The 800-nt window shown below is 56.8% G+C and carries 1 protein-coding gene; it reads right to left on the bottom strand.

Translation table 11 applies throughout. The annotated features are described in order from the left end of the window. Nucleotides 1–38: 38 nt before the first annotated feature. Nucleotides 39–800: RNA-guided endonuclease TnpB family protein (locus DJ81_RS06330; RefSeq protein ID WP_094589013.1), on the bottom strand; the 762-nt coding region annotated here is incomplete at its 5' end.

Here is an 800-nt window from a genome sequence, read left to right as displayed (position 1 = left end):
CAACCAGCGAGGTAGTACGGTTCGCGTCAGCCGAACTGCTACGCCGTACATGGTTCACCCTCCCGTTGTGCGATGTTTTCTGAAGCGTTCAGGTCCGCGTGGCGTCCTCGACCGCACTCCGAACACGAAAAGTGGTCGCCATCACGGCTTCCTATCGAACTACACGCTGAACACCGCTGGCTGGTATGGTACGCATCGACCTGCTCAACACGAATCCCAGCACGTTCGGCTTTGTACGTGATGAACTGTTGGAGTTGGTGGAAATGCCACGAGTGAACACCTGACCATGAGCTGTCCTCGCGGATACCTTCGAGGTCTTCCATCCGAATGACAGGGTTCTCGAACTGTTCCGCGAACGTGATGAGGCGACGGGAGAGTTTGTGATTCAGGTCTTTGATTCGACGCTGTTCTTTGTCACCTACACGGTTACGTGCGCGAAGCGCACCCGCTTCCGAGAGCGAATCGCGTAGGGAACGATATTTGCGTCGAACATATTTCGCCTCACCACCAGACACCAGCATTGACTCATCCTCGCCATAAGCTGTCACAGCGAGGATGTGTCGTTGGCCAATATCGACACCGATCGGTGTCTCACCCGACGTGTCGGCGTCGTATTCCACGTTGAACGTACAGTACCAGTCGTCGCCGCGACGGTACACCTGTAGGCGGGTCTTGTCAGCGTCACCCTCCACCAGTCGGTCTACGGAGTCGGCAATGTCGTCGTACACCTCTATCGGTGTGTACCACCATTGGGAGACGCACGGGAAGCCGACGACGACTGTGCCGTTCTCGGTCGTGTC

Origin of the sequence: Halorubrum sp. Hd13 (genome assembly GCF_002252755.1) — an archaeon.
Taxonomy (GTDB): domain Archaea; phylum Halobacteriota; class Halobacteria; order Halobacteriales; family Haloferacaceae; genus Halorubrum.
The sequence above is the reverse complement of the archived record's forward strand: the minus strand, read 5'-3'. Positions and strand labels throughout refer to the sequence as shown.